At 53.5% G+C, this 25,799-nt stretch carries 23 protein-coding genes and 6 pseudogenes; 11 read left to right on the forward strand and 18 right to left on the reverse strand.

Annotated elements, in window-relative coordinates:
- Nucleotides 1–116: 116 nt before the first annotated feature.
- Nucleotides 117–1,058: an adenosylcobinamide-phosphate synthase CbiB gene (gene cbiB / locus FY034_RS18650; RefSeq protein ID WP_265555403.1), complete on the forward strand. Its 942-nt coding sequence runs from the start codon at nt 117–119 to the stop codon at nt 1,056–1,058.
- A 259-nt stretch (nt 1,059–1,317) separates the two neighbouring features.
- On the forward strand, nt 1,318–2,448 hold the full coding sequence (locus FY034_RS18655; RefSeq protein ID WP_265555404.1) for an ATP-binding protein: 1,131 nt from the start codon (nt 1,318–1,320) through the stop codon (nt 2,446–2,448).
- 166 nt (nt 2,449–2,614) lie between these two features.
- Here FY034_RS18655 and FY034_RS18660 read toward each other — a convergent pair.
- From FY034_RS18660 to FY034_RS18700, 9 genes and pseudogenes are all read right to left on the reverse strand, one after another.
- Nucleotides 2,615–3,271, reverse strand: a pseudogene (locus FY034_RS18660) (NAD-dependent epimerase/dehydratase family protein); the annotation flags it as partial.
- Nucleotides 3,172–3,666 (reverse strand): GNAT family N-acetyltransferase, encoded by a 495-nt coding sequence (locus FY034_RS18665; RefSeq protein ID WP_322573248.1) that lies wholly within the window; start codon nt 3,664–3,666, stop codon nt 3,172–3,174. The pseudogene FY034_RS18660 and the gene FY034_RS18665, both read right to left, overlap by 100 nt.
- A 127-nt stretch (nt 3,667–3,793) precedes the next feature.
- Complete coding sequence (sul1, locus tag FY034_RS18670; RefSeq protein ID WP_000259031.1) at nt 3,794–4,633, reverse strand: sulfonamide-resistant dihydropteroate synthase Sul1; 840 nt, start codon at nt 4,631–4,633, stop codon at nt 3,794–3,796.
- Nucleotides 4,627–4,974, reverse strand: coding sequence for a quaternary ammonium compound efflux SMR transporter QacE delta 1 (locus FY034_RS18675; protein ID WP_000679427.1), 348 nt, complete (start codon nt 4,972–4,974; stop codon nt 4,627–4,629). The genes sul1 (FY034_RS18670) and FY034_RS18675 overlap by 7 nt, the downstream gene beginning before the upstream one ends.
- A gap of 80 nt (nt 4,975–5,054) precedes the next feature.
- The gene (locus FY034_RS18680) at nt 5,055–5,849 is read right to left on the reverse strand and encodes a transposase (RefSeq protein WP_265555411.1); all 795 of its coding nucleotides are present in this window, start codon (nt 5,847–5,849) and stop codon (nt 5,055–5,057) included.
- A gap of 102 nt (nt 5,850–5,951) precedes the next feature.
- Entirely contained in the window at nt 5,952–7,319 is a 1,368-nt protein-coding gene (locus tag FY034_RS18685) for a transposase (RefSeq protein WP_265555413.1), read from the reverse strand.
- Nucleotides 7,320–7,366: 47 nt separating this feature from the next.
- Nucleotides 7,367–8,299, reverse strand: a pseudogene (locus tag FY034_RS18690) (ATP-binding cassette domain-containing protein); the annotation flags it as partial.
- Between the two features lie 131 nt (nt 8,300–8,430).
- Nucleotides 8,431–8,922, reverse strand: coding sequence for a pyridoxamine 5'-phosphate oxidase family protein (locus FY034_RS18695; RefSeq protein ID WP_322573249.1), 492 nt, complete (start codon nt 8,920–8,922; stop codon nt 8,431–8,433).
- 296 nt (nt 8,923–9,218) lie between these two features.
- Nucleotides 9,219–10,109, reverse strand: a complete 891-nt coding sequence (locus tag FY034_RS18700) for a transposase (protein ID WP_322573252.1) — start codon at nt 10,107–10,109, stop codon at nt 9,219–9,221.
- Between FY034_RS18700 and FY034_RS18705 the strand changes: the two genes are divergently transcribed.
- A complete protein-coding gene (locus FY034_RS18705) occupies nt 10,010–10,444 on the forward strand; it encodes an IS630 family transposase (protein WP_265555416.1) in 435 nt (144 codons plus the stop codon). The genes FY034_RS18700 and FY034_RS18705 overlap by 100 nt on opposite strands.
- Before the next feature lie 467 nt (nt 10,445–10,911).
- Here the strand turns inward: FY034_RS18705 and shc are convergent, their stop codons facing one another.
- Both shc and FY034_RS18715 read right to left on the reverse strand, forming a co-directional pair.
- Nucleotides 10,912–13,053 carry a squalene--hopene cyclase gene (gene shc, locus FY034_RS18710; protein WP_265555417.1) on the reverse strand — a complete coding sequence of 714 codons (2,142 nt, stop codon included), beginning with the start codon at nt 13,051–13,053 and terminating at the stop codon, nt 10,912–10,914.
- A 359-nt stretch (nt 13,054–13,412) separates the two neighbouring features.
- A pseudogene (locus FY034_RS18715) lies at nt 13,413–13,733 on the reverse strand (transposase zinc-binding domain-containing protein); the annotation flags it as partial.
- Nucleotides 13,734–13,916: 183 nt separating this feature from the next.
- On the opposite strand from FY034_RS18715, the gene FY034_RS18720 reads away from it, so the two are divergent.
- Entirely contained in the window at nt 13,917–15,140 is a 1,224-nt protein-coding gene (locus FY034_RS18720; RefSeq protein ID WP_265555743.1) for an ATP-binding protein, read from the forward strand.
- Between the two features lie 37 nt (nt 15,141–15,177).
- Here the strand turns inward: FY034_RS18720 and FY034_RS18725 are convergent, their stop codons facing one another.
- From FY034_RS18725 to FY034_RS19010, 7 genes and pseudogenes are all read right to left on the reverse strand, one after another.
- On the reverse strand, nt 15,178–15,522 hold the full coding sequence (locus FY034_RS18725) for a DsrE family protein (protein ID WP_265555418.1): 345 nt from the start codon (nt 15,520–15,522) through the stop codon (nt 15,178–15,180).
- A gap of 25 nt (nt 15,523–15,547) precedes the next feature.
- Nucleotides 15,548–16,156: pseudogene (locus FY034_RS18730) on the reverse strand (helicase-related protein); the annotation flags it as partial.
- A gap of 242 nt (nt 16,157–16,398) precedes the next feature.
- Nucleotides 16,399–17,766, reverse strand: a complete 1,368-nt coding sequence (locus FY034_RS18735) for a transposase (protein ID WP_265555413.1) — start codon at nt 17,764–17,766, stop codon at nt 16,399–16,401.
- A 47-nt stretch (nt 17,767–17,813) separates the two neighbouring features.
- Complete coding sequence (locus FY034_RS19085) at nt 17,814–17,942, reverse strand: hypothetical protein (RefSeq protein WP_265555745.1); 129 nt, start codon at nt 17,940–17,942, stop codon at nt 17,814–17,816.
- A gap of 127 nt (nt 17,943–18,069) precedes the next feature.
- Nucleotides 18,070–18,909, reverse strand: coding sequence for a sulfonamide-resistant dihydropteroate synthase Sul1 (gene sul1 / locus FY034_RS18745; RefSeq protein WP_000259031.1), 840 nt, complete (start codon nt 18,907–18,909; stop codon nt 18,070–18,072).
- Entirely contained in the window at nt 18,903–19,250 is a 348-nt protein-coding gene (locus FY034_RS18750) for a quaternary ammonium compound efflux SMR transporter QacE delta 1 (RefSeq protein WP_000679427.1), read from the reverse strand. Before FY034_RS18750 ends, sul1 (FY034_RS18745) begins: the two co-directional genes overlap by 7 nt.
- A gap of 104 nt (nt 19,251–19,354) precedes the next feature.
- The gene (locus FY034_RS19010; protein ID WP_322573250.1) at nt 19,355–19,681 is read right to left on the reverse strand and encodes a DUF1010 domain-containing protein; all 327 of its coding nucleotides are present in this window, start codon (nt 19,679–19,681) and stop codon (nt 19,355–19,357) included.
- On the opposite strand from FY034_RS19010, the pseudogene intI1 reads away from it, so the two are divergent.
- The 7 genes and pseudogenes from intI1 to FY034_RS18785 form a co-directional block, all read left to right on the forward strand.
- A pseudogene (gene intI1, locus FY034_RS18760) lies at nt 19,611–20,462 on the forward strand (class 1 integron integrase IntI1); the annotation flags it as partial. The gene FY034_RS19010 and the pseudogene intI1 overlap by 71 nt on opposite strands.
- A 325-nt stretch (nt 20,463–20,787) precedes the next feature.
- Nucleotides 20,788–21,810 (forward strand): DUF4158 domain-containing protein, encoded by a 1,023-nt coding sequence (locus tag FY034_RS19090; RefSeq protein ID WP_416222791.1) that lies wholly within the window; start codon nt 20,788–20,790, stop codon nt 21,808–21,810.
- 83 nt (nt 21,811–21,893) lie between these two features.
- Entirely contained in the window at nt 21,894–23,675 is a 1,782-nt protein-coding gene (locus tag FY034_RS19095) for a Tn3 family transposase (RefSeq protein WP_416222792.1), read from the forward strand.
- A gap of 448 nt (nt 23,676–24,123) precedes the next feature.
- Nucleotides 24,124–24,414 carry a hypothetical protein gene (locus FY034_RS18770; RefSeq protein WP_265555421.1) on the forward strand — a complete coding sequence of 97 codons (291 nt, stop codon included), beginning with the start codon at nt 24,124–24,126 and terminating at the stop codon, nt 24,412–24,414.
- Nucleotides 24,415–24,469: 55 nt separating this feature from the next.
- Entirely contained in the window at nt 24,470–24,670 is a 201-nt protein-coding gene (locus FY034_RS18775) for a hypothetical protein (RefSeq protein WP_265555423.1), read from the forward strand.
- Between the two features lie 42 nt (nt 24,671–24,712).
- Nucleotides 24,713–25,534, forward strand: a complete 822-nt coding sequence (locus FY034_RS18780; protein ID WP_265555425.1) for a hypothetical protein — start codon at nt 24,713–24,715, stop codon at nt 25,532–25,534.
- A gap of 43 nt (nt 25,535–25,577) precedes the next feature.
- Nucleotides 25,578–25,661, forward strand: a pseudogene (locus FY034_RS18785) (ATP-binding protein); the annotation flags it as partial.
- Nucleotides 25,662–25,799: the final 138 nt, after the last annotated feature.

Genomic DNA, 25,799 nt, shown 5'->3' on the forward strand with positions numbered 1-25,799 from the left:
CTCCTGATGAATATGTACATAACTTAGTACATAGCGACAATAAATACAAGGCGCTGATTCTGTATGATCTGCGAAAATCCGTTCAATCCGTGTTATCCGCGTGCTATTAACAGTCTGTGATTCCTCTCTACCAACAAATACTACTGGCAATCCTGCTGGACCTGCTGCTGGGCGACCCGCGCTGGCTGCCCCATCCGGTGCAGGGGATCGGCTGGCTGGCCCAGCGTTCTGAAGCATCGCTGCGCCGTCTGATTGCCAATCCAAAACTGGCTGGTATTGTTGCCGTTGTCTGGGTGGTGGGCAGTACGACCCTGATCGGTTTTGGGCTGTTAAAGGGAGCTGCTCTGCTGCATCCACTGGCAGGAGATATCATAGCAATCCTGCTGCTCTATACCTGCTTTGCAACCCGCTCCCTGCATGACCATGCCCTGGCTGTTTACCGGCCTTTGCAAGCTGGTGATCTGGCAGAAGCGCGGCAGCGGGTAAGCTGGCTGGTAGGGCGGGACACGGAGCAGCTGGATGAAGGTGAGGTGACCCGAGCAGCGGTGGAGTCGGTGGCGGAAAACACGGTGGATGGCTGTACGGCGCCGCTGCTGTTCGCCTGTCTGGGCGGGCCGCTGGGGGCGCTGGCCTACAAGGCGATCAGCACCCTGGATTCCACCTTTGGCTATAAAAACGAGCGTTATTTGCAGTTTGGCTGGGCATCCGCCCGGTTGGATGACCTGGCCAATCTGCTGCCTGCCCGGCTGACTGCCTTGCTGGTTATCCCCGCAGCCCTGCTGCTAAGGTTACATCCGGGGAATGCCTTGCGGATCTTCCGACGGGATCGCCACAATCACCCCAGCCCCAACGGCGGCCAGATTGAGGCGGCGGTGGCCGGTGCCTTGGAGGTGCGACTGGGAGGAGTGAACAGCTACTTTGGCCAGCCCAGTACCAGACCGTTTATGGGAGATCCGCTGCAGCCGTTGCAGGCACGGCATATTCTGCAGGCGGTGCAACTGATGTGGCTGGTGTACGGTCTGACGGCACTGATCGGGGTGGGTGGGCGGTGCATTTGATGTAACCGGCTCTGGTGCAAATCATCGTGCAAATTAAACAAACCAGGTTCAATTTGCTCACCAATTGTGCCATCCTTTTTCAAACGATGCTTGAGACCACCTATCCTAACCGCAGGTTCGGCAAACTGGCCGGTATTTGCGTAGTAAGTCACCAAAATTCAATGGATTACACAGCAATAGCGGTTTCCCGGAACTAACTTTCCCCTTGCGTCTTATTAGTAATTATATATAATTCGGTCAGTTCGTTGACGGAGTTATCATGTATATCAAACAGCGACAACTGGAAAACCTTAAAAACTTATTGAAGCCTGGAAAGGTGGTCGTCATTTATGGCGCCCGGCGTACCGGTAAAACCACCCTTCTCAACGAGTACCTGAAAACGGAACCGGGACCGTATCTTCTGGTAAGTGGAGAGGATATTATCATTCAGGGCTATCTCTCTTCTCAATCCATTGAGAAGTTGAAGGCCTTCGTCGGAAACAATCGGTTGTTGGTGATAGATGAAGCACAAAAAGTTCAGAACATCGGCATCAACCTCAAGCTGATCGTTGATCATATTCCCGGTATTCGGGTCATCGCCACAGGGTCATCGTCCTTTGACTTGGCCAGAAGCATTGGCGAACCACTTACTGGGAGGAAAAATACACTAATCCAGTATCCGCTGGCACAGCTGGAACTGGCGGCCATGGAGCAACGACATGAAACCGACAGCCGCCTCGAAAATCGCCTGATATACGGCTCATACCCCGAAATTGTGCTGCTGCAGGACAACCGCGAACGTGAGCAGTATCTCAAGGAAATTGTATCTTCATACCTGTACAAGGATATCCTGGAGCTTGAGGGAATCAGACAATCGGCCAAGATCGGCAGACTGCTCCAGCTCATCGCCTTCCAGATCGGCAAGGAAGTGTCTTACTCCGAACTTGGTACAAGTCTCGGTATGAGCAAGAACACAGCGGATCATTACCTCGATCTCCTTGAAAAAGCCTTTGTCCTCCGAAAACTTGGAGGTTTCAGCCGCAACCTGAGAAACGAGGTAACCAAGAACAGCAGGTACTATTTTGTGGATAACGGCGTACGCAACGCCCTGATCAACAACTTCAACCCGCTTGAGCTGCGCAATGATCCGGGTGAACTCTGGGAAAACTATCTGGTCATGGAACGGCTCAAGCGTCAGGAGTATCTAAGGGAAACGGCCAACAACTATTTCTGGCGTACCTACACGAAAAAAGAGCTGGACCTTGTGGAGGAGCGGGACGGGAAGCTTCACGGATACGAGATAAAATGGGGCAAGGCCAGGCCCGGTGCGCCGAAGGAGTGGACAATGGGTTATCCCGAGGCAACCTGGAATCTGATAAGTCGTGATAATTATTTGACGTTTGTCGCCTGAGTCGGGCGACAAACGTCGTAAATGACATGTATCAGGTAATGATTACCGGGGCACGGTTGAGAAAGTGGTTTACCAAGATGGGAGCTATATTCTCGCGGCTTGATCAATTTGTGTTGCTGTCTCTGTTGCTCCGTTACTCCGTGTTTCGTAACCTCTGTTTTAAATTCTACTCATCCCCCAGATGCTTGTTTGGAATCAGATAGTTGCGGATGTAATCGCTGACTGCTGCCTCCAGTGAAAGGGTTGCTGCGGTGTAGCCGGTCCGTCGGATCTTCTCGGTCTCGGCGCAGGTGTGATACTGGTAGGTGTTGCGGATCGATTCCGGCATGTCGATGTAGTCAATTGCCACCGGCAGTTCCATGGCGTTGAAGACCGCTTTGGCCAGACGGTTCCAGCTGGCGGTACTGCCGCCACCCACATTGAAGATACCGGCTGCTGTGCGGTTGTCAAGAAAGTGCAGGGTCATGGCCGCCGCATCCTTGACATAGACAAAATCCCGTACCTGTTCACCATCGGCGTAGTCCGGACGGTGGGACTTGAACAGTTTGAGCCGACCGGTCTCGGAGATCTGTTCAAAGGCCTTCTGCACCAGCGAACGCATCTCCCCCTTATGCTGCTCGTTGGGACCAAAGACGTTGTAATACTTGAGCCCCACCATTTCGTTCAACAGACCGTGCTGCTGGGCCCAGAGGTCAAATAGCTGCTTTGAGTAGCCGTACATATTCATTGGACGCAAGCGCGGCAAGATTGCTTCGTCATCAGAAAAACCCAGTTCGCCATTACCATAGGTTGCGGCACTTGATGCATAGATGAAGCGGGCGCCATGTTCCCGCGCAAACCGGGCGGTCTTGCAGGTGTAGTTCGCGCGGCATGGCGGCAAGCCTCGATCAGCGCGGAGCTGACACCCCGGCCCGCATGTGTCCGTCGCACCGCGAGCTTGTGCAGATATGCGGCCTCCCCCTTGAGGGCGTCGGGCCAGAACTCGGGATCCTCGGCCGACAAGGTGCAACAGCCGACGATGCCGTCGCTGCAACTCGCGACTAGGAGCTCGGATCTCAGGACGAAGGTCTCCGCGAATGTCCGGTCGATCCGCGCGACGTCCCAGGCGGGCGTTCCCTTGGCGGACATCCACGCCGCAGCGTCGTGCATCAGCCGCACAACCTCGTCGATATCACCCGAGCAGGCGACCCGAACGTTCGGAGGCTCCTCGCTGTCCATTCGCTCCCCTGGCGCGGTATGAACCGCCGCCTCATAGTGCAGTTTGATCCTGACGAGCCCAGCATGTCTGCGCCCACCTTCGCGGAACCTGACCAGGGTCCGCTAGCGGGCGGCCGGAAGGTGAATGCTAGGCATGATCTAACCCTCGGTCTCTGGCGTCGCGACTGCGAAATTTCGCGAGGGTTTCCGAGAAGGTGATTGCGCTTCGCAGATCTCCAGGCGCGTGGGTGCGGACGTAGTCAGCGCCATTGCCGATCGCGTGAAGTTCCGCCGCAAGGCTCGCTGGACCCAGATCCTTTACAGGAAGGCCAACGGTGGCGCCCAAGAAGGATTTCCGCGACACCGAGACCAATAGCGGAAGCCCCAACGCCGACTTCAGCTTTTGAAGGTTCGACAGCACGTGCAGCGATGTTTCCGGTGCGGGGCTCAAGAAAAATCCCATCCCCGGATCGAGGATGAGCCGGTCGGCAGCGACCCCGCTCCGTCGCAAGGCGGAAACCCGCGCCTCGAAGAACCGCACAATCTCGTCGAGCGCGTCTTCGGGTCGAAGGTGACCGGTGCGGGTGGCGATGCCATCCCGCTGCGCTGAGTGCATAACCACCAGCCTGCAGTCCGCCTCAGCAATATCGGGATAGAGCGCAGGGTCAGGAAATCCTTGGATATCGTTCAGGTAGCCCACGCCGCGCTTGAGCGCATAGCGCTGGGTTTCCGGTTGGAAGCTGTCGATTGAAACACGGTGCATCTGATCGGACAGGGCGTCTAAGAGCGGCGCAATACGTCTGATCTCATCGGCCGGCGATACAGGCCTCGCGTCCGGATGGCTGGCGGCCGGTCCGACATCCACGACGTCTGATCCGACTCGCAGCATTTCGATCGCCGCGGTGACAGCGCCGGCGGGGTCTAGCCGCCGGCTCTCATCGAAGAAGGAGTCCTCGGTGAGATTCAGAATGCCGAACACCGTCACCATGGCGTCGGCCTCCGCAGCGACTTCCACGATGGGGATCGGGCGAGCAAAAAGGCAGCAATTATGAGCCCCATACCTACAAAGCCCCACGCATCAAGCTTTTGCCCATGAAGCAACCAGGCAATGGCTGTAATTATGACGACGCCGAGTCCCGACCAGACTGCATAAGCAACACCGACAGGGATGGATTTCAGAACCAGAGAAAGAAAATAAAATGCGATGCCATAACCGATTATGACAACGGCGGAAGGGGCAAGCTTAGTAAAGCCCTCGCTAGATTTTAATGCGGATGTTGCGATTACTTCGCCAACTATTGCGATAACAAGAAAAAGCCAGCCTTTCATGATATATCTCCCAATTTGTGTAGGGCTTATTATGCACGCTTAAAAATAATGGGTATCCATAATTCATGATGTATGAAAGGTCAGAGTCGTCCTTCTTCAATCAACCTCACCAATGTTGATATGTCGGCTCCGTAGTTGATTTCAGGTTCTGGCTCTCGTGTTGACGTAGTCATTTTGGAGAAGCCAGTTGTCATATGAAAATATTCCATCTTCTCTTCCTGCCGTGCCGGTTTCTGAAACTTGGGTTTCCTTACTTTGCAAACACCTTCAGTAAAGAGAATCTTCGCTCTAAGCGCTTCAAAACTGTAGCCCCTGCCCAATCTATTCATTACTCTGATCAGGTTGTTCAACGACTCGGTGTAGGCATTGGTAACCGGGTGATCAAAGTAAGCCATGATCTCCGGCATCCAATTATTGACTGCTCGGGTCAAGGGATGGAAGGCATCTTTAATATCTGGGGTTAGATTCAATTCCCATGTCTTGAACCGGTGCATTGCATCCTGGACGGTCATGGCGTCATAGATACCGAAGAAATCTTCCTTGGCTCGGTAGGCAGCACCTAATGCCGGGTAGTTCTTTGTCCATGACTCCAAGGTAATCCGATCAAGTCCTTCAAGCTTCTCTTCTCGCTTCAAAAGAATGAACCGGTCATGCATCAGGCCTCTGCGCTGTTTATCAGTTAGACTCCCGCGAATTTCCTTTCGTACTTTCTCCAGGCATTCGTTGGCCATTCGGGGATAGGAATTTGCTTTTTCGAGGCTGCAACGATACCATCCAAACCAAGTGACCGTCAACGCTATTTGGGAGGATTTCACCAGATTTTGAGGGGAAACAGAGAACCAACTGAGGAGTTTTTGACCTGCTGACGGACTCATAAGCATTATCGCCTGCAACAACCACTACCTGAACCTCAAAATACCTCATTTAAACCATTTTCAACACAAACCATCCCTGCTGCAATGCCCTGTTATCCGGCTTCACAGATATTCCGGCTCGTAGTACGCCTCTTCATATTCAATCACCTGACTGTCGGCGTACACAAGCTGCGGTTCTACATCTATCCCTTCGACTACGCTCAGGGCAGGCTCTACCGGCGGCCCCCTGCCCTGTTTTGGCTGCCGCTTCGGTACATCCCACAATCCGAGATGATCCAGTATCTTGCGGATCACCACCTCTTCTTCAATAAACGCCAGTATCCGCATTGTGCCTTTGCAGTGGGGGCAGCTGAGCGGGTCCGTCTCGTATATCTTCTGTATAAGCCGGGCCCAGTTGGCTCGGCATTTCTTGCGATAGCCTGTGTCCTGTTCTTGTCCGGCTATTTCAGGTGTCTTGTCATCCATCCCATACTTCCTACGCTTGCCACGGGCGGCGTTGCTGTAGTAGCCGTAATACCTCACCATCTGCTCGCCATGCCGGGGGATGTGGCTGATGATATGTGCAAGCCAATCAAGGGCGCTGAAGCTCTTGGTGGTATGACCGTCTTTGGAGCGGTAGATGACGGTGCCACTCTGTTCAAGGTAGCTCATCCGCTCTTGGGAAAACTGGCAGCGGATTATGTAGTGAGCAAGGGACTCCAGGGCGTTGCGATCATCCGCAGTTATCTGCTCGCAAATATGGACGTTGAAACCGCTGTGTTGCCACGACATGAGCAGGTCAATATGCCACTGGCTGATGGCCCCCTTGGCAAGCAGCATCTTGAGCAGCTTGTGCCGGAAGAGTTGTTCCAGGGCGTGGGCGTCGTAATACGGGGTGATTCTGAAGTTGCCATCTTCATCAAAGGTTCCATCGGATATGATGATGTGGCAGTGGGGATTGAAGCCTAAGAAGTCGCCGAAGGTCTGGATGGAGCAGGCACAGCCGGGAAGGGAGCCGCCTGCACTGAGCGAAGTCGAAGTGTACTCTTTCAGGGTCTCCCAAGCTATGCGGCTTAAGGCTGCAAGCAGTTTGCGATCAAACAGGAAGCAGCGGCGGATGAGCTTGGGGATGGAGAAGATGATGTGACGATGGGGGACAGTGACGGCAAGGTCTTCCAGAAACCATTCACCAAATTCCACCACACGTTTCTGATGGCATGAAGGGCAGAAGTGGCGGCGCTTGCAAGAAAAGGCAACCAGGTATTCATGGCCGCAGTCGTTACACTTTACACGGGCAAAGCCGTTTTGCAAACATCCGCAGTCGAGGTAACGGAAGATGGTTGACCTGATTTCAGTCCGAAGATACCCGAAACGGGTCTGATACCGCTCCTCATATACCCGCTCAAGCTCCTCGTAATAATCCTCAACACAGCGGTAATAGTCGGATAATCGGGGGTTGCGCGGGCTGTATGGCGCAATAGCGTTTTGCATGACACACCTGCCGAAGGTGTGCTATGCGTAAGGTGTGCCGGGAAGTGTTAAAAAATCAACCCCGACAGCTCTTCCCACTGCGCATAAAGTTCTTCAAGCCTGGTGTTCAGTGCCGTATGCTGTTCACCGGCAGCCAGGCCCTGCTCAGGATCATCAAAGAAGCCAGGCCGGTTCATCTCTGCTTCGAGCTCAGCAATTTTTTGCTCAACCGCGGCGATCTCCTTCTCAATCGACTGCTGCTGCTTCTCCCGTGCCTGTTCTTCCTTTTTACGGCGTTTCTGTTCTTCACGATCTTTAAGGCGGTCTTCCTTATTCTGGGGGGGCAGATCACTAACGCCGGTTATTGCTGCTGTAGTCTCTACTGCCTGCTTGGCCGTGCGGCCTGAAGTTGGAGGTGTATCCAGTTCACCAGCCTTTTTTTCCAGGTAATACTCATAATCACCGTAATAATCGATCAGCTTACCTTCGCCAACCTCTACAATCCGCGTTGCCAGCCCGTTCACAAAGTAGCGGTCGTGGGAGACAAACACCACGGTGCCGTCAAAGCCCTTCAGGGCATCCAGCAGCACCTCTTTGCTGAACAGGTCCAGGTGGTTGGTGGGCTCATCCATCAGCAGCAGGTTGGAGGGACGCAGCAGCATCTTGGCCAGGGCCAGACGGTTACGTTCACCACCGGACAGCACCCCGACCTTTTTATGGATGTCATCACCGGAGAACAGGAACGCCCCCAGGATATCCCGCAGCTTGGGTACCATCTCGTAGGGGCAGTCACTGTACAGCTCATCATAGGCGGTTCTGGTGGCATCCAGCACATTGGCCTGATCCTGGGCAAAATAATCAGCCACCACATTATGGCCCGGCTTCAGGCTACCCTCCTGATACTCGCCACCGGCCAGCACCGCCATCAGGGTTGATTTACCGGCCCCGTTATGCCCCACCAGAGCAACCCGTTCCCCTTTTTCAACAATCAACAGGGCACCCGCCGAATGCAAGTTCCTAACCGGACAATGCTGGCATAAATTAGAAATAGTATTTTTAAGTTGCGCTCCCCTGACTTCTCGCTTGCGCCAAACAAAAGGAGAAGCGGTTGCCTTGAGGTCAGGTGCCAAAATCAGATACCGTGCTTCTTGCCTTTGATCGATACAATATCAATACGGATAACCGCTGTACGGTCCAGATTCGTTTTCGGGTACTCGAACTTCTTCTTGGTAAAGTGCGCCACAATCAGGTCAAGTGCCTTAATTTTATCCGCTGTGTCCTCGACAAAAACCGCCTTGCCGATGCCGATTACCGTGCGGTGTTTTGCTTCAAAATCACAGGGTTCTTCACTTTCAATAAAGCCGTTATCAATGCTGATCTCAAAACAGACATTATTGTTACGCTTTAAAATCTCAATTTTTGAACCGGCCTGGGCTGAGTGAAAATAGAGTGCTGTGCCGTCAAAGGCATAAAAAACCGGCACCAGAAACGGCATATCGCCATCAACCAGCGCGATGTGCATCAGATTGGTTGCCTTGATGATCTCATCAATCTCTGTCCGGTCGGTAATTTCCCGGTCTTTACGCCGCATCAGGCCGTGGGGATGGTCGGTTGATCCCTGCATAGTGTACATCTCCTTGTTTTTAGTTTTCTGGTGTCTTCAAGCCGCTGCAATCGGGGATAGGAATTTGCTTTTTCGAGGCTGCAACGATACCATCCAAACCAAGTGACCGTCAACGCTATTTGGGAGGATTTCACCAGATTTTGAGGGGAAACAGAGAACCAACTGAGGAGTTTTTGACCTGCTGACGGACTCATAAGCATTATCGCCTGCAACAACCACTACCTGAACCTCAAAATACCTCATTTAAACCATTTTCAACACAAACCATCCCTGCTGCAATGCCCTGTTATCCGGCTTCACAGATATTCCGGCTCGTAGTACGCCTCTTCATATTCAATCACCTGACTGTCGGCGTACACAAGCTGCGGTTCTACATCTATCCCTTCGACTACGCTCAGGGCAGGCTCTACCGGCGGCCCCCTGCCCTGTTTTGGCTGCCGCTTCGGTACATCCCACAATCCGAGATGATCCAGTATCTTGCGGATCACCACCTCTTCTTCAATAAACGCCAGTATCCGCATTGTGCCTTTGCAGTGGGGGCAGCTGAGCGGGTCCGTCTCGTATATCTTCTGTATAAGCCGGGCCCAGTTGGCTCGGCATTTCTTGCGATAGCCTGTGTCCTGTTCTTGTCCGGCTATTTCAGGTGTCTTGTCATCCATCCCATACTTCCTACGCTTGCCACGGGCGGCGTTGCTGTAGTAGCCGTAATACCTCACCATCTGCTCGCCATGCCGGGGGATGTGGCTGATGATATGTGCAAGCCAATCAAGGGCGCTGAAGCTCTTGGTGGTATGACCGTCTTTGGAGCGGTAGATGACGGTGCCACTCTGTTCAAGGTAGCTCATCCGCTCTTGGGAAAACTGGCAGCGGATTATGTAGTGAGCAAGGGACTCCAGGGCGTTGCGATCATCCGCAGTTATCTGCTCGCAAATATGGACGTTGAAACCGCTGTGTTGCCACGACATGAGCAGGTCAATATGCCACTGGCTGATGGCCCCCTTGGCAAGCAGCATCTTGAGCAGCTTGTGCCGGAAGAGTTGTTCCAGGGCGTGGGCGTCGTAATACGGGGTGATTGCACCGACCAGTAGTGAATTTAGCTCTGATCCGTGAATATCGGTATGAGTACGCCGCCATAAGCCCTTGGGATGGCAGTCTTGATTACATGACCTGCGAAAAGATGAACACAGAAAACATGAGCCGTTTTCTGAAGCAGGTCAGTGAATCGCATCCTGATGACTTCATTGTTATGGTGCTGGATGGGGCATCCTCACATAAAAGCAAGGATCTCAAAATCCCTGAAAACGTTTCTCTTGTACTGCTGCCGCCATATTCACCGGAACTGAACCCAGCCGAACAGATCTGGAACGTACTACGCCGAAACTACTTTGCAAATCGTGTATTCGATTCCTTGGATGCTGCAACTGAACAGGCAGAGCACGGCTTAAATCAAATGGCATCAGATAAACCGAGCATGAAGAGCCTCTCAAATTGGCCATGGATTAATGCCATCTTGAAAGCTTAATGGAATTAATGCATCTTGCGGAAGAGCTGCCGCAAATCACTCCTGTTGACAACTGCAAACTCAAAATGAATCACCCCGCCACAAGCAACGGGGTATCTGCGACCTTAGTTGATGCTTGAATCGCCCCAAGGGGCGGGGAATTTACCCTCAGAGATTAAACAAAAAAAACCCCACTGGCTTGTGCCGGTGGGGTTTTTGATTGACTTGGTCGAAAAAACTAAGCATCTCCCTCCGACATAGGTGAAATATGTGCGTTATGACGAGTCGGCACGATTTCAATTAGGCCGATGGTAAGCTTAAATGTGAAGAGAATGTTCGACAACATAAGTGGTGATTTCCTAATATTTGATAAATGGATTTCAAATCGTTTTTTAGAAATAGCACAGATAACGATAGAAGTCAATTGACGTTATACTCGCAGTAAGTGCAGGTCCGTCTTTATGAGCTCCTTCTATTCTATCCAGATCCTACACCATCAGGGACTGCCTGAACTGTCTTTCCCGTACATTTTCCTGAACCGTAGCCTTGCCGTTTATGTACCTGGAATAGACCGCTAGTGCCCAGACCGGAAAGAACAGGCTGTAACCGTGGTAGCGCAGGTAGAATACCCGCGGGAAACCGGTGCCGGTAAAGTGTTTTTCGTCCCAGCCGTTGCAGTAGCTTTCCGTCAGGTATCGCACACCGCTTCTGACTGCGCTGTGACGCCACTCACCGGCCGCCATCAGCGCCATCAGAGCCCATGATGTCTGTGAGGCGGTGCTGGCGCCGCTTCCGGCCAGGAATGGATCATCATAGCTGGCGCAGGTTTCACCCCAGCCGCCGTCGCTGTTCTGGCAGGAGATCAGCCACTCCACCGCTTTTCTCACGTACGGGGCATCCATGTTCTCACCTGCCTGGTGCAGCCCGGAAAGTACCGACCATGTGCCGTAGATGTAATTGACACCCCAGCGTCCGAACCAGCCGCCAAACTGCTCCTGCTTCTTCTTCAGATAGGCAATGCCGCGGGCAATCGGTGGGTAATCAGGGCCGTGCCCCAGCATCCCCATCATCTCGATGCATCTGCCGGTCAGATCGGCGGTGCTGGGATCCAGCAGGGCCCCGTGGTCGGCAAAGGGGATATCGTTCAGGTAGAAGTAGTCATTATCCACATCAAAAGCCCCCCAACCGCCGTCCGCGCTTTGCATCCCCTGTACCCACCTGATCGCTCGTTCAATCTTTTCACGGTATTCCGGTTTTTCCAACGCCCCGGCACGGAACAGGCTCATCAGTACTTTGGCTGTATCATCCACATCGGGATAGCGGCTATTTTCATACTGGAAGGCCCACCCTCCCGACTCCAGCCCCGGACATTTTTCCGACCAGTCTCCCGGTGTGGTAATCTGCTGGCTGAACAGCCATTTGATGCTCCTATCCGTCACTCCCTTGTTGTCGGCATAACCTGCCTCACACAGAGCCGACAGACTCATGCAGGTGTCCCAGATAGGGGAGTTGCAGGGCTGACAGAAACTGAATTCCATGTTGCCGGCAGTATCAGTCAGGTATGTTGGGTATAATTCCGGAGCTGCTGAAGAGCAATCTATGGCAATGCCGCTGCTGCCATCATCCATAGGGATGGTGTTTGTCTTCAGCTTGCGGTGCACCATCAGGTTATCGACCGCCTTCAGACCGCGCAGGTAATCGGCATCGTCATCGCGGCACCCCAGCGTTTTTAGGGCCATGACCGCATTGGCCATGGCCGGGTAGATGGCGCCAATACCGCCGTCTCCCTGCATTCTGGCCCGTGTCCAGCGTTCAGCCTCGGCCAGGGCATGTTGTTTAATCCGGCCGGGTATCAAATGCATGGTACGTTTCAGCACTCGGTCAAGGGCAATGAAGACGTTTTTGCGCCAGGCGTGGTGACGGAACGTATCCAGATGGACCAGCATGTCTGGCGGAGAGGCGAACAACTCAGTAATCCCCTCGTTGTATCGCAGACGGCAGATCGGCTGTGTGGCATAGAGGATCAGCAGCGGCACAATTACAGTCCGTGACCAGTAGGCTACCTTGTTCAAGTGAAAGAAAAACCAGCGCGGCAGCAGCATGATCTCGATCGGCATAGCCGGTGCTGTGTGCCATGGGATCTGGCCGAAGATAGCCAGGGTGATGCGGGTGAATACATTGCACTTGGCCGCCCCGCCGAGGGAGAGAATCAGCTGGCGCGCCTTGAGCATATGGGGATCGTCTTTGTCATACCCCAGCAGCTTGAGGGCAAAATAGGCCTTAACGCTGGCACTGATGTTGACATTGCCGTCAACCGTATGCAGCGGCCACCCACCGTCCGGCAACTGGCGATCCTGTATGTAGGCGGCCAGACGCTCGGAAATCTCCGGATCGATCTCCCGGCCGATAAAGCGCTGCAGCATGACGTACTCCGCCGGGATGGTCACATCCGCCTCCAGGTCAAAGATCCAGTGTCCATCTTCCTGCTGCTGCCCCGCCAGCAGTGATGCTGCCCCTCTGGTAACTTTTTCCAGTTCTGCAGCGTTCATGACGGTGCCTGTGCCGCCCCCCTTGGCATGGATGGTTTTACCCCCCTCAATCACACTGAAAGTACTTTTACTCTTATTCATGTTTATTCTCCATAACGAACAACATTTAAATTAACGCTGTTAAGTGATGTAGCAAAAAAAACAGCGTGGGCGCAGAGTTATCGTCGTTTCAGGGGTGATCCGCCCGGTACCCTGACAATACCCCGTCCAGCATCATCTCCGCCATAATAGCCGGGTTCGGCAGGGGGAAATCGGGGATAGGAATTTGCTTTTTCGAGGCTGCAACGATACCATCCAAACCAAGTGACCGTCAACGCTATTTGGGAGGATTTCACCAGATTTTGAGGGGAAACAGAGAACCAACTGAGGAGTTTTTGACCTGCTGACGGACTCATAAGCATTATCGCCTGCAACAACCACTACCTGAACCTCAAAATACCTCATTTAAACCGGATGGAGCAGGCACAGCCGGGAAGGGAGCCGCCTGCACTGAGCGAAGTCGAAGTGTACTCTTTCAGGGTCTCCCAAGCTATGCGGCTTAAGGCTGCAAGCAGTTTGCGATCAAACAGGAAGCAGCGGCGGATGAGCTTGGGGATGGAGAAGATGATGTGACGATGGGGGACAGTGACGGCAAGGTCTTCCAGAAACCATTCACCAAATTCCACCACACGTTTCTGATGGCATGAAGGGCAGAAGTGGCGGCGCTTGCAAGAAAAGGCAACCAGGTATTCATGGCCGCAGTCGTTACACTTTACACGGAGCAGCTGCTGGCAATCAGGGATTCAGCCGAAAACCTGATGGTAATCATTAACGATATTCTTGATTTTTCCAAGATTGAGGCAGGCAAACTGGAGCTGTGCTGTGCGCCGTTCCTGCTAAGAAAAAATCTTGAGCAAGGCCTGTACTCTCTGGGGCTGAAGGCAGAGCAGAAGGGATTGCAGCTGATGATTCAGGTGGATGCTGCACTACCTGAGCGTCTGGATGGCGATATCTATAAGCTGCGTCAGATTCTGCTCAATCTGGTGGGTAACGCGCTGAAGTTCAGTGAAAAAGGTGTGATCACGGTTTCCGCAGGGATTGAACAGCAGTTGGATGCCGGGCTACTGGTACGGTTTTGCGTGTCTGACCAAGGGGTCGGTATTCCCGTTGAAGCGCAGGCCCGCATCTTTGAAACCTTTGAACAGGCTGATGTTACCACTACCAAAAAGTTTGGCGGTACTGGTCTGGGCTTGACCATCTGTCGCCGCCTGGCAGAGCTGATGGGGGGCCAGATCTGGGTGGAAAGTGAACCTGGACAGGGGAGCAGATTTATTTTTACGGCTGTGCTGGCACCGGTTGCTGAGGATGTGGTGATTGAAGGGGAAGATACTCCGGTTGCGCTGTCCCAGGAACCACATAAAGGGCTGGCCGTATTGCTGGCTGACGATGTAGAGGTAAACCGCGAACTTGCCAAGGCGGTATTGGAGCGTTACGATCACCGTATAACCGAAGCTACCAATGGCCAAGAGGCGTTGAATGCCTATGCTTCCGGGCAGTTCGACATCGTGCTGATGGATGTACAGATGCCTGAGATGGATGGCCTGCAGGCAGCCACCGCCATCAGGGGGCTGGAGCAGGAACGGGGCGTAGGGCGCACACCGATTGTTGCCATGACCGCCTATGCCGGTAAGGATGATCGTGACAAGTGTCTGGCTGCCGGCATGGATGATTATCTGTCCAAGCCGGTTAAGCCGGCCCAGATGCTGGAGATGCTGCAACGTTACTGTGGTTCTGTTGTTACAGAGCAGATGCCGGAGACAGTTGCTGCGCCAGCTCCCGTGTCTGCTGCTGAAGATGCAATCCCGGTCTATGCCAAGGCGGATCTGCTGGAGCGGCTGGGCGGAGCTGAGGCGCTGATCCCCCGTTTTGTGGGACTCTTCTTTAAGGGGGTTGAGCCAAACATGGTTGCCCTGGAAGAGGCGATTGCAGAAGGAAACCCGGATAAGGTGCGGACCAGTTCCCACGCCATCAAAGGATCGTCTGCCAATATCGGTGCCATGCAGATGCGGGAGACCGCAGCAGCCATTGAGGCCGATGCCAAGACCGGTGATATCAGTGGTGCACCGGCCGGGTTTGAGCGGCTAAAGCAGCAGTTGGAGGAGTTCCGGGCAGCGGTCGGCCTCCCGTAATCTGCAGACGGCAGTCACTCATGCGTGAAACACATGATTACACACTCAGCAAGGGTGAACCGGACTGCAGGATCTCGGTCAGCCCCGGTCCCCAGTACTTGACCTCAAATCCCAGGTCCCGCAGCGCATCAGTCACTCCCAACTCATTTGAACAGGCCTTGCAGGCCGAGATGGTAACGCCCCCCTCCACCAATCCTTTCAGCTGTTCCTGAATTGTGGCATCTGCAGCCGTCAGTGCGGTAGTGGCACCCCAGATAATGATGGTGATCTTGTCCCACCAGTTATGCTTGAGACCGTTTAGTGCGTACATGAAGACCATCTTCTCGGCAGTAATCGGGTTGTCGTTGGTCCACAGGATATGCAGATGTCTTGGTGTTTCCATGGTGGTTCCTCCTTGCCTTGGTTGGTTAGCGCAGCTTCAGTTCCGTATCCTCCAACTGCCTGATCCGGTCCCTCAGTTCTGCCGCCTTCTCAAAGTCCAGCTCTTTGGCGGCAGACAGCATCTCCTTGCGCATCTTCTTGATCAGCTTGGGAATCTCTCTCAATTCTATGCCGTAGAGTTCCTGAACATCAGCCACCACCGGCGGGGTGACATAATCCTTTTCAGCAATTGATTCAAGTATGCTGCGCATCCCCTTCTTGACGGTCTCCGGGGTAATGCCGTGTTCCTGGTTGTAGGCCAGCTGTTTGGTGCGGCGGCGTTCAGTTTCATCAAGGCAGGCCTGCATGGAGCGGGTCACCTGATCGGCATACATCAGCACCCTGCCATCCACATTCCGGGCAGCCCGGCCGCAGGTCTGGATCAGGGAGCGGGCGGAACGCAGGAATCCTTCCTTGTCTGCATCCAGAATTGCCACCAGTGAGACCTCCGGTAGATCCAGTCCCTCCCGCAGCAGGTTGATCCCCACCAGTACGTCAAATTCACCCAGACGCAGCGAACGCAGGATCTGCATCCGCTCGATGGTGTCAATGTCGGAGTGCAGGTAGCGTACCTGCACCCCCAGTTCCCGGTAGGGGGATAGGAATTTGCTTTTTCGAGGCTGCAACGATACCATCCAAACCAAGTGACCGTCAACGCTATTTGGGAGGATTTCACCAGATTTTGAGGGGAAACAGAGAACCAACTGAGGAGTTTTTGACCTGCTGACGGACTCATAAGCATTATCGCCTGCAACAACCACTACCTGAACCTCAAAATACCTCATTTAAACCATTTTCAACACAAACCATCCCTGCTGCAATGCCCTGTTATCCGGCTTCACAGATATTCCGGCTCGTAGTACGCCTCTTCATATTCAATCACCTGACTGTCGGCGTACACAAGCTGCGGTTCTACATCTATCCCTTCGACTACGCTCAGGGCAGGCTCTACCGGCGGCCCCCTGCCCTGTTTTGGCTGCCGCTTCGGTACATCCCACAATCCGAGATGATCCAGTATCTTGCGGATCACCACCTCTTCTTCAATAAACGCCAGTATCCGCATTGTGCCTTTGCAGTGGGGGCAGCTGAGCGGGTCCGTCTCGTATATCTTCTGTATAAGCCGGGCCCAGTTGGCTCGGCATTTCTTGCGATAGCCTGTGTCCTGTTCTTGTCCGGCTATTTCAGGTGTCTTGTCATCCATCCCATACTTCCTACGCTTGCCACGGGCGGCGTTGCTGTAGTAGCCGTAATACCTCACCATCTGCTCGCCATGCCGGGGGATGTGGCTGATGATATGTGCAAGCCAATCAAGGGCGCTGAAGCTCTTGGTGGTATGACCGTCTTTGGAGCGGTAGATGACGGTGCCACTCTGTTCAAGGTAGCTCATCCGCTCTTGGGAAAACTGGCAGCGGATTATGTAGTGAGCAAGGGACTCCAGGGCGTTGCGATCATCCGCAGTTATCTGCTCGCAAATATGGACGTTGAAACCGCTGTGTTGCCACGACATGAGCAGGTCAATATGCCACTGGCTGATGGCCCCCTTGGCAAGCAGCATCTTGAGCAGCTTGTGCCGGAAGAGTTGTTCCAGGGCGTGGGCGTCGTAATACGGGGTGATTCTGAAGTTGCCATCTTCATCAAAGGTTCCATCGGATATGATGATGTGGCAGTGGGGATTGAAGCCTAAGAAGTCGCCGAAGGTCTGGATGGAGCAGGCACAGCCGGGAAGGGAGCCGCCTGCACTGAGCGAAGTCGAAGTGTACTCTTTCAGGGTCTCCCAAGCTATGCGGCTTAAGGCTGCAAGCAGTTTGCGATCAAACAGGAAGCAGCGGCGGATGAGCTTGGGGATGGAGAAGATGATGTGACGATGGGGGACAGTGACGGCAAGGTCTTCCAGAAACCATTCACCAAATTCCACCACACGTTTCTGATGGCATGAAGGGCAGAAGTGGCGGCGCTTGCAAGAAAAGGCAACCAGGTATTCATGGCCGCAGTCGTTACACTTTACACGGGCAAAGCCGTTTTGCAAACATCCGCAGTCGAGGTAACGGAAGATGGTTGACCTGATTTCAGTCCGAAGATACCCGAAACGGGTCTGATACCGCTCCTCATATACCCGCTCAAGCTCCTCGTAATAATCCTCAACACAGCGGTAATAGTCGGATAATCGGGGGTTGCGCGGGCTGTATGGCGCAATAGCGTTTTGCATGACACACCTGCCGAAGGTGTGCTATGCGTAAGGTGTGCCGGGAAGTGTTAAAAAATCAACCCCGACAGCTCTTCCCACTGCGCATAAAGTTCTTCAAGCCTGGTGTTCAGCCGCACAACCTCGTCGATATCACCCGAGCAGGCGACCCGAACGTTCGGAGGCTCCTCGCTGTCCATTCGCTCCCCTGGCGCGGTATGAACCGCCGCCTCATAGTGCAGTTTGATCCTGACGAGCCCAGCATGTCTGCGCCCACCTTCGCGGAACCTGACCAGGGTCCGCTAGCGGGCGGCCGGAAGGTGAATGCTAGGCATGATCTAACCCTCGGTCTCTGGCGTCGCGACTGCGAAATTTCGCGAGGGTTTCCGAGAAGGTGATTGCGCTTCGCAGATCTCCAGGCGCGTGGGTGCGGACGTAGTCAGCGCCATTGCCGATCGCGTGAAGTTCCGCCGCAAGGCTCGCTGGACCCAGATCCTTTACAGGAAGGCCAACGGTGGCGCCCAAGAAGGATTTCCGCGACACCGAGACCAATAGCGGAAGCCCCAACGCCGACTTCAGCTTTTGAAGGTTCGACAGCACGTGCAGCGATGTTTCCGGTGCGGGGCTCAAGAAAAATCCCATCCCCGGATCGAGGATGAGCCGGTCGGCAGCGACCCCGCTCCGTCGCAAGGCGGAAACCCGCGCCTCGAAGAACCGCACAATCTCGTCGAGCGCGTCTTCGGGTCGAAGGTGACCGGTGCGGGTGGCGATGCCATCCCGCTGCGCTGAGTGCATAACCACCAGCCTGCAGTCCGCCTCAGCAATATCGGGATAGAGCGCAGGGTCAGGAAATCCTTGGATATCGTTCAGGTAGCCCACGCCGCGCTTGAGCGCATAGCGCTGGGTTTCCGGTTGGAAGCTGTCGATTGAAACACGGTGCATCTGATCGGACAGGGCGTCTAAGAGCGGCGCAATACGTCTGATCTCATCGGCCGGCGATACAGGCCTCGCGTCCGGATGGCTGGCGGCCGGTCCGACATCCACGACGTCTGATCCGACTCGCAGCATTTCGATCGCCGCGGTGACAGCGCCGGCGGGGTCTAGCCGCCGGCTCTCATCGAAGAAGGAGTCCTCGGTGAGATTCAGAATGCCGAACACCGTCACCATGGCGTCGGCCTCCGCAGCGACTTCCACGATGGGGATCGGGCGAGCAAAAAGGCAGCAATTATGAGCCCCATACCTACAAAGCCCCACGCATCAAGCTTTTGCCCATGAAGCAACCAGGCAATGGCTGTAATTATGACGACGCCGAGTCCCGACCAGACTGCATAAGCAACACCGACAGGGATGGATTTCAGAACCAGAGAAAGAAAATAAAATGCGATGCCATAACCGATTATGACAACGGCGGAAGGGGCAAGCTTAGTAAAGCCCTCGCTAGATTTTAATGCGGATGTTGCGATTACTTCGCCAACTATTGCGATAACAAGAAAAAGCCAGCCTTTCATGATATATCTCCCAATTTGTGTAGGGCTTATTATGCACGCTTAAAAATAATAAAAGCAGACTTGACCTGATAGTTTGGCTGTGAGCAATTATGTGCTTAGTGCATCTAACGGGCGAGGTAAGCCGACCGCAGAATGCGGGTCGGCTTGACCGAAATGTTAGAGCCAGAAGCCAAAACGGATAACCGTAACTTGGCGACGGGCGCTAACTGCGAAAAGGCACGGTGCCACCGAGGCGGCACAGCACTACGAAAAAAATAGCTGCTCGCGCTTGCTACACAAGGGCCAGAGGCCAAAAAGACCACAAACCAGCGTAACGCCACCAGGCGAAGCCCAGAGAAACGGCAAACCCAGCGCTGCACAACCTTGGGCAGCAGCGAAGTCGAGGCATTTCTGTCCTGGCTGGCGAACGAGCGCAAGGTTTCGGTCTCCACGCATCGTCAGGCATTGGCGGCCTTGCTGTTCTTCTACGGCAAGGTGCTGTGCACGGATCTGCCCTGGCTTCAGGAGATCGGAAGACCTCGGCCGTCGCGGCGCTTGCCGGTGGTGCTGACCCCGGATGAAGTGGTTCGCATCCTCGGTTTTCTGGAAGGCGAGCATCGTTTGTTCGCCCAGCTTCTGTATGGAACGGGCATGCGGATCAGTGAGGGTTTGCAACTGCGGGTCAAGGATCTGGATTTCGATCACGGCACGATCATCGTGCGGGAGGGCAAGGGCTCCAAGGATCGGGCCTTGATGTTACCCGAGAGCTTGGCACCCAGCCTGCGCGAGCAGCTGTCGCGTGCACGGGCATGGTGGCTGAAGGACCAGGCCGAGGGCCGCAGCGGCGTTGCGCTTCCCGACGCCCTTGAGCGGAAGTATCCGCGCGCCGGGCATTCCTGGCCGTGGTTCTGGGTTTTTGCGCAGCACACGCATTCGACCGATCCACGGAGCGGTGTCGTGCGTCGCCATCACATGTATGACCAGACCTTTCAGCGCGCCTTCAAACGTGCCGTAGAACAAGCAGGCATCACGAAGCCCGCCACACCGCACACCCTCCGCCACTCGTTCGCGACGGCCTTGCTCCGCAGCGGTTACGACATTCGAACCGTGCAGGATCTGCTCGGCCATTCCGACGTCTCTACGACGATGATTTACACGCATGTGCTGAAAGTTGGCGGTGCCGGAGTGCGCTCACCGCTTGATGCGCTGCCGCCCCTCACTAGTGAGAGGTAGGGCAGCGCAAGTCAATCCTGGCGGATTCACTACCCCTGCGCGAAGGCCATCGGTGCCGCATCGAACGGCCGGTTGCGGAAAGTCCTCCCTGCGTCCGCTGATGGCCGGCAGCAGCCCGTCGTTGCCTGATGGATCCAACCCCTCCGCTGCTATAGTGCAGTCGGCTTCTGACGTTCAGTGCAGCCGTCTTCTGAAAACGACAAGATGTTGCTAGTTTTGCGTGTTTATGTTGTCACTTTATCAGTACTTTAAACTATGTCTTGCAAAATGTCACGATGTTGATTAAGTGACAATTGGTTTATTCGCGATGACGTCAGGAGACGGGATGAAACTCAACTGGAAAAGGAAAGAGCTGAAGCAGCGGTGGACCTTGTCAGCCGAGGAGTGGAAGCTGCTCAAGAATAAGACTGGCCCAACTCGGCTGGGCTTTGCAGTGCTGATGAAATATTTTCACATAACGGGGCGATTCCCCGATGGCCCTCGTGAAGTACCACGAGATGGCATCCGTTTTGTTGCAGACCAGCTTGAGTTGTCAATCAAAGAATGGCGAGAGTATCCGTGGAGTGGACGCGTTACCACATATCACCGCAATGAAATTCGCGAGTTCTTCAGTTTCCGAAAGGCGTCCCTCCACGATGCAAAGGCGATACAGCGTTGGCTGACAGCCGACCTCCTCAACAATGAACACCGGCCGGACCGTCTTCAGGAAGCAGTGTTAGAACGATATCGGCACCTCCACATTGAACCTCCTACCATGGACCAGATCAACAGAATGATCCAGTCCGCGATTGCCGATCATGAAATGCGGTTCTGTAATTCTATAGGGGGAAATTTCAATGCAAGAATGACCGATCGCATGAACAAACTCTTGCAGCTTCAGCCCTCGGCCGATGGGGAATGGACCGCCTGGCAGAACATCAAGAGCGACCCAGGCAAGGCCGGCTTGGAAAGCATCAAAGAGGCGGTTGCCCGCTTGAATTCCGTGAGAGACATCGGGTTGCCAGCCGAACTTTTCAAGGCGGTCCATCCAAAACTCCTGGAGCGGTACGCCAAACGGGCTACCGTAGAAGAACCGTTCGAACTGAGGCGCCATATGGCCCCTCTCCGCTTGACGCTGATGGCGACCTTCCTCCACCGCCGGGAAGAGGAGCTTACCGATCACCTGGTAGACCTGCTGGTTGAAACCGTCCACAAGATGGGCAAGAAAGCTGAAAAGCGCATCGACGATAGCCTGGGCGACGCCCTTCAGAAGGCTCCCAGCAAGATGGCAAAACTCTATCGGATTGCCAAGGCTTCGGTAGAAGCTCCCCAGGGTGTCGTTGAAGAGGTGATCTGCTTCTCACCCTGATCCAGGAGGTAGAGGCCGGGTCGGGATATACTGGTAAGGTCAAGACAGCTTTGCAGCGCTCTTACAATCATCACTACCGGAGAATGCTGCCGGATCTGCTGGACAATCTGGAATTTTGCAGCACAAACGCCCAGCACCAACCGGTGTTGCAGGCTCTTGTATTGATAAAATCACAGATGGAACTCAGGAAGCCCTTCTTTCCGGAAGGTGTTGAGATCCCACTGAAAGGTATCGTACCGGCAAACTGGATGCCGCTGGTCGTAGAGGACGGAAAGGTTCACCGGATCGCCTACGAGATTTGCGTCCTGAAGACGCTACGCGAGCAACTTCGCTGCCGGGAAATCTGGGTGGTGGGCAGCCGGCGGTACCGCAATCCGGAAGAGGACCTGCCTCAGGATTTTGAGGATCGCAAGGAATACTATTTCGCGGAACTGGATATCCCGATGGACGCAAAGACGTTCACCGCCTCTCTGCGGGAGGAGTTGACCAACCACCTGAAAACCCTTGACGAAGGCATATCTTCTAACCCCAAGGTGAAGATCGTCTCCAAGAAGGATGGCCACAAAATATCGATTACCCCCTTCGAACCACAAGCCGAACCGGAGAACCTGGCAACGCTCAAGCGGGAGATTACCCATCGCTGGTCCGGAACCAGCCTGCTCGATATGTTGAAAGAAACTGACCTGAGGACTGACTTTACCCGGTTCATACAAAGCGGCACCGAACGCAGCCACATGGACAAGGCCACCCTTCAACGCAGACTCTTACTTTCCCTGTTCGGAATGGGTACCAATACCGGCATCAAGAGTATGGAGTCGCTGCCGGACGATGACTATAAGGACCTGCTCTACGTTCGCCGCCGGTTCATTTCAAGCGAAGGATTGCGCCAGTCCATCGCCCAGGTGGTGAACGCCACCCTGGCGGTACGGCAACCGGGGATATGGGGGGATGCCACGACAGCCTGCGCCGCAGATTCAAAACAGTTCGGGGCCTGGGATCAGAACCTCCTGACTGAATGGCATCTGCGCTATGGCGGTCGGGGGGTCATGGTTTACTGGCACGTCGAGAAGAATGCAACCTGTATCTACTCGCAGTTCAAAAGGGTTTCATCATCGGAAGCCGCGGCAATGATCCAGGGGGTACTCCGGCATTGCACCGAAATGGAGGTTGACCGCCAGTTTGTGGACAGCCACGGACAGAATGCGGTGGCCTTCGCGTTCTGCCGACTGCTGGGGTTCGACCTGATGCCTCGGCTCAAAGGGATCAACCGGCAGAAACTGTACAAGGCAGAGAGTGGTCAGAGTTTTCCGAACATCAACGCGGTGATAGCAAACAAGGCGATCAACTGGGAACTGATCGAAGAGCAACTGGATACCATGGTAAAGCACGCCGTTGCCCTGAAAATGGGAATGGCCGATGCGGAGAGCCTTTTACGGCGGTTTTGTCGAAACAACAGTCAGCACCCTGCCTATAAGGCGTTGGGTGAGTTGGGGAAAGCCATCAAGACCATCTTCCTTTGCCGGTACCTGAATTCAGAAGAACTGCGGCGAGAGATCCACGAGGGCCTTAACGTGGTTGAGAGTTGGAACAGCACCAATGGCTTCATTTACTACGGCAAACGGGGTGAGATTTCGACGAACCGAAAGGATCACCAGGAGATGGGCCTGCTTTGTCTGCACTTGCTGCAAGCGAGCATGGTCTACATAAATACCTTGATGATTCAGCAGGTGCTGAAAGAACCGGGATGGGTGGAACGGATGACACCGCGTGACCTGGCAGCGCTGAGTCCTCTAATTACCCTGCATATAAACCCCTATGGGCGATTTGAGCTGGATATGGAGGCTCGGCTGCCGCTTGCGGCTTGAACGAGTAACCTTCAGCAAAAAATGTATGCACTGGCGAGGAATAAGTAAGTAATACCGTTATGTTGTAAAGAATATTTAGTGCTACTTTGCGCTTGGTTGCACGAATGTTGGGTTTAGGCCAAATAGACGCGCCCCACCTGTCTTTTGACATGGAGGTCAGGTACATAAGTAAAGGTCTGATGAGTGTTTACAAGCAGTCTTCTGCGGAGCAGTCCGCAAAAGAGAAACAAGACAGGTCTGGAAAAATGTAAGTTTATGCACTAAGGGATATTCCGCAATAAGGCCGTTTGGGTTCATGCTCAAGCGGCCTTATCTTTCTTCTGTGTCCCCTGAGCCAAACTCAGCGCATTTGTGTGCCTTTAGTTTTTTGAATGTATGGTTTTGTGCCACAGGGGGCGGACATATACTTAGTAGAGGGAAGTGTATTGCGGGCTTGGAGGTAAGCAAAATGAACCAGGTAGTACGCAGCATAGGGGTAGGTTTCGCACTTAGCGCGTTTTATATGGTTTACGGGCTTAGCCCGAAAGGGCAGGGGGGTGCGGCGGGCGTTTGGGGTGTTAACTCCATAGGGGCTTTGATAAAGCCGTTGGTTTTAAACACTAACTCTCCCGGAATGGCTATAGCTATATGGATAACACTCTGTCTCGGATTGGGTTTGTTTGCCGGCGGATTGCTCTGGCCCAGAGTTGAAAACGTATGTAAGCAGTTACAAGGTATTTTCCTGCAAGACAAACATTGATTGAGCTTTACAGATTTTATATCCCTTACGGAGGAAGAAAAGATGAGTCCATGTGATGTCCTGGCCAAAGCAAGAAAAAGAGCGGAAGAAAGATCATCGTCATACGGGAAAAAGTTTTGCGGTGCTGTCGGGGGCAAGATTGTCGATTGCAAACCCAATGAGTGCGGCCGCCTCAATGGTTGCTGCAAAGGAGTTAGTACGTCATAAACTGGAAGTTTGTCGCTTCTCCATATCTGCAAGACACGTTTTCGGTTGAATTTGTTTGTGAGATATAAATAAGAAAAACAAACGAGGGCATATGTCAAACGTACTGTATCTGGAAGACAATGCAAAATTCCTTGTAAATCAGCACTCTGCTGTTGTGGACGATTTTGCAAAAATAGCCAAGGATTGGGATAGTAAAACCCTTAGGGGCTGGCTTGATATTTCAAAATACGCAGCCAAGCATCTTGGATACCACTGTCAAGTAGCACACTCTCCAGAGGATGTGGTGATGCTCTGCGACATGGCCGTTGAGTTGGGTTGGATGGTTAGCATAACAATTGTTGTAAGACCTGATTACAGCATTGCGCCACTTCCTAAACAATTTTCAACACAAATGTACGCTGTCAAGTCTATCTCAAAAGAAGTACACAAGCTTTATATGAGGGTAGAGCTCGGTCAACCGGTTTTGCGCTGCCTGGCTGAGGAGTATAGCGGGGTTTTTATTGCTGGATCGACAGTAGAATACCCTGGCTGGCTTGAGCAGGTTAAAAATGCTGTTGTCTCTTTAGGCGAGACAGATCCGGAGAAAGCATTTATGGCCATGGCATCATATTCTGAGCTTTACAAATCATGGGAGTCAGGGAAATCCCCTGCAAAGCACGTAGAAGAGTTTACCGCGATATCTGCAGATGAGGAAATTCTACAATCAGAAAACCAATTGGTGCAGCAAATCAAGGGTATGCATCCTGATTGGACTTCTGAATATGCTCGAGGATACTCAAATTTTTTAGCAGGGGTTAATATTTACATGAAAGGCAACGGGGTGTTTGCTGCTCAAACAGAAGATTTTATGCAAGGCTGGAGTGATGCCAAAAAAATCCATGAAATACCTTTCCCGGAAAGGATTACTGCATGATGCCTGATTCCCTTTTGCTTCCCTTCTAAGACTGTACTCAACTGTTCTGGACAGGGTTACCCATCACTGCGAAATCGTCGAAACAGGGAATGAAAGCTGGAGAATCAAAACCAGAAATTCAGACTAAAACTAACCGCTGAGGTGGGCCAATTTTGGACGCCGATGGTGGGTCAAATTTCAATGCCGATTGACATCAGAATACCCATACAGACCAGAATCATCCCTCCGACTGTATATATAACCGAGCATATATTTATCGTTAATA

Source organism: Trichlorobacter lovleyi (assembly GCF_015239775.1).
In the GTDB taxonomy this organism is placed as follows: Bacteria; Desulfobacterota; Desulfuromonadia; order Geobacterales; family Pseudopelobacteraceae; genus Trichlorobacter; species Trichlorobacter lovleyi_B.